Genomic DNA, 3147 nt, shown 5'->3' with positions numbered 1-3147 from the left:
TACGCGGAGCTGGTCGGCCGGGGGGCCACGCCGGTGACGCCGCCGACCACCTTCACCGGCGCGGACGCCGAGGTCGTCACCGCCGAGGTGGCCGGCTTCGGCGACGTGCTGCACCGGCTGGTGCAGCGCCGGGGCGACCGGCGCGACTTCCTGCCCGGCGCGTTCGAGTCGGCCGAGCCGGCCGGCGGCGCCGACGGCCTGCTCGCCGAGATCGACCACCTGGCGATCTGCGTGCCGCCGGGGCAGCTCGACGCGACCGTCGCGCACTACGAGCGGGTCTTCGGCTTCGCGCAGATCTTCACCGAGCACATCGAGGTCGCCGGGCAGGCGATGAACTCCACCGTGGTGCAGAGCCCGTCCGGGCGGGTCACCCTGGTGCTGCTGGAGCCGGACCGCAGTCACCGGCCGGGGCAGATCGACGCGTTTCTCACCGAACACGCCGGGGCCGGCGTCCAGCACCTGGGGCTGCGCACCGACGACATCGTCACCGCCGTCGGCGCGCTGCGCGAGCGGGGCGTCCGCTTCGCCGGCACCCCGGGCGCCTACTACGACGACCTGGAGCGGCGGGTCGGCCCGGTCGACGCGCCGCTGGACCGGCTGCGCGAGCTGAGCATCCTGGTCGACCGCGACCACGGCGGCCAGCTTTTGCAGATCTTCACCGAGTCGATGCACGTGCGGCGCACCCTCTTCCTCGAACTCATCGAGCGGCGCGGGGCGCTGACCTTCGGCAGCGGCAACATCAAGGCCCTCTACGAGGCCAAGGAACGGGAGCTGGCCGCGGCGGGGGCGACCCCCGCCGTCGTGGCCGGCACGGCACAAGGGGTTGGGGCATGACCACCACGCAGTTCCATCCGACACTGACCGCGCAGGAAAAGGCGCTGCTGCCGTCCGAGTCCGACGTGCGGCACTACGCCGAGCACGGCTGGTACCTGTCGAAGAAGCTGTTCACCGACGAGGAGATGGACGCCCTCGTGGCGGCCACCGACCGGTACTACGACGGCGAGCGGGACCGCACCCTGCCGGTGCGCCCGCCGAAGCTCGCCTACTGGGACCCGTCGAAGGGCCCGGTGCAGCGGCACAACGACTACGTCCACTACGAGCACGACGCGATCTCCGCGATCCTGCGCAAGCCGCTGATCGGGGCGGTCGCCGCCCGGCTCGCGCGGGCCACCGAGATCCGCGTGTTCCAGTCCACGCTGATCTACAAGCCGCCGATCGAGGGCGAGCCGTCGAACATCGTGCCCTGGCACTTCGACAAGCACTACTGGTCGTCGTCGACGTCGGAGGACATGCTCACCGCGTTCATTCCGTTCCACGACTGCGGCGTGGAGATGGGCACCATCACCATGGTCGACGGGTCGCACCGGTGGTCCGAGATCGGGGCCGACGACACCGTGGTGCGGCACTTCGCCGAGCGCGACCGTGACCAGCTCGAAGAGATGCTGGCCCGCAACGCCGCGTACAACGGGGCCCAGATCCGCAAGGTCCCCATGGTGATCCCCAAGGGACATGTGAGTTTCCACCACTGCCGCACCTATCACGGCAGCGGTGCGAACGTCAGCGGTCGCCCGCGCCGGGCGGTCTCGCTGCACCTGCAGGACGGCGCGAACGCCTACCGGGAGTTCCCGCTCTCCGACGGCACCCTCGCCGCGTACAACCACGACGTGCTGGTCCGCCGCACCCACGACGGGCGGCCGGACTACGCGGACCCCGACTTCTGCCCGGTTATCTGGCGCGACCGCGCCCAACAGGGAGGCTGACAATGTCACGGTACGACTGGGGCAAGACGCACCCGGGCATCGGGCGGCTGGAGCAGGCGGTGACCGAGCGCCGCGACGTGGTGGTCAAGCACCCCCTCTACGCCAACCTGGACACCCACGAGGCGCTTGTCACCTTCATGGAGCACCACGTCTTCGCCGTCTGGGACTTCATGTCCCTGCTGAAGTCGTTGCAGCGGCAACTCACCTGCGTGGACGTGCCGTGGATCCCCACCGGCCCCACCGGAAGCCGGCGGCTGATCAACGACATCGTGATGGTGGAGGAGAGCGACGAGCTCGGCGAGGGCTACATCAGCCACTTCGAGCTGTACGTGCAGGGCATGGCCGAGGCGGGGGCCGCCACCACCGCCGTGGACGCGCTGATCGACCTGCTGCGCGCCGGCAAGCCGGTCGGTGAGGCGCTGGTCGAGGCGGGTGTGCCCGGCCCGTCGGCGGCGTTCGCCGGCACCACCTGGAAGATCATCGAGTCGACCCCGGTGCACTGCCAGGCGGCGGCGTTCGCGTTCGGCCGCGAGGACCTGATCCCCGACATGTTCGCCCAGGTCGTCGCCGTCAACGAGCGCAGCCAGAAGCTGCACAAGTTCGTCGACTACCTGGAGCGGCACATCGAGGTCGACGGGGAGCAGCACACCCCGATGGCCATGCAGATGCTCGCCGACCTGTGCGGCGACGACGACGCCAAGTGGCAGGAGTGCGCCGACACGGTCAACCTGGCGCTCGCCGCCCGCGCCCGGCTCTGGGACGACATCCTCACCGCGATCAAGGAGGGTCACCCGGCGTGACCCGCGACGATCCCGTCCGGCTGTACCGCACGGTACGGCTGATCCGCCGGTTCGAGGAGCGGGCCGTCGCGCTGGTCCGCTCCGGGGCGATCGTCGGCGGCATCCACCCGTACCTCGGTCAGGAGGGGATCGCCGCCGGGGTCTGCGCGGCGCTGCGCGACGAAGACCTGGTCACCGGCACCCACCGCGGGCACGGCCACGTGCTCGCCAAGGGCGCCGACCCGGCCCGCATGCTCGCCGAGCTGCTGGGCCGGGAGACCGGGCTCAACCGGGGCCGGGGCGGGTCCATGCACGCCGCCGATCTCGGCATCGGGGTGCTCGGCGCGAACGCCATCGTCGGGGCCGCCGGCGCGATCCTCACCGGAGCGGTGTGGGCGCGCCGGCGGCGCGGCGACGACCTCGTCGGGGCCACCTTCTTCGGCGACCTGTTCGTCTGGAGGGGATGCTGTTGGAGGCGTTCATGCTGGCCGAGCTGTGGCGGGTGCCGGTGATGTTCGGCTGCGACAACGACTTCTACATCACCACCATGCCCGTCGACGGCGCGGAGGCCGGCACGATTCCCGGCCGGGCCGAGGCATTCGGCATGC

3 protein-coding genes and 1 pseudogene are annotated in these 3147 nt (G+C 71.1%); all 4 read left to right on the top strand.

Going from position 1 to position 3147, the window contains the following annotated elements; translation table 11 throughout:
• Positions 1-834, top strand: an 834-nt coding sequence (gene hppD / locus MCAG_RS01985) for a 4-hydroxyphenylpyruvate dioxygenase (RefSeq protein WP_036371949.1), incomplete at its 5' end; no start/stop codon positions are given.
• Positions 831-1760: a phytanoyl-CoA dioxygenase family protein gene (locus MCAG_RS01980; protein ID WP_007071320.1), complete on the top strand. Its 930-nt coding sequence runs from the start codon at positions 831-833 to the stop codon at positions 1758-1760. The genes hppD and MCAG_RS01980, both read left to right, overlap by 4 nt.
• A 2-nt stretch (positions 1761-1762) precedes the next feature.
• Complete coding sequence (locus MCAG_RS01975; protein WP_036371945.1) at positions 1763-2560, top strand: DUF3050 domain-containing protein; 798 nt, start codon at positions 1763-1765, stop codon at positions 2558-2560.
• Positions 2557-3147 (top strand): annotated as a pseudogene (locus MCAG_RS01970) (thiamine pyrophosphate-dependent enzyme); the annotation flags it as partial. The gene MCAG_RS01975 and the pseudogene MCAG_RS01970, both read left to right, overlap by 4 nt.

Origin of the sequence: Micromonospora sp. ATCC 39149 (assembly GCF_000158815.1) — a bacterium.
Taxonomy (GTDB): domain Bacteria; phylum Actinomycetota; class Actinomycetes; order Mycobacteriales; family Micromonosporaceae; genus Micromonospora.
This window is presented reverse-complemented; position numbering and strand designations above follow the sequence as displayed.

What these genes read in the sequence shown, in the direction of transcription:
- MCAG_RS01975 (WP_036371945.1), top strand. Translation starts at nt 1,763, where the DNA reads ATGTCACGGTACGACTGGGGCAAGACGCACCCGGGCATCGGGCGGCTG.
- MCAG_RS01980 (WP_007071320.1), top strand. Translation starts at nt 831, where the DNA reads ATGACCACCACGCAGTTCCATCCGACACTGACCGCGCAGGAAAAGGCG.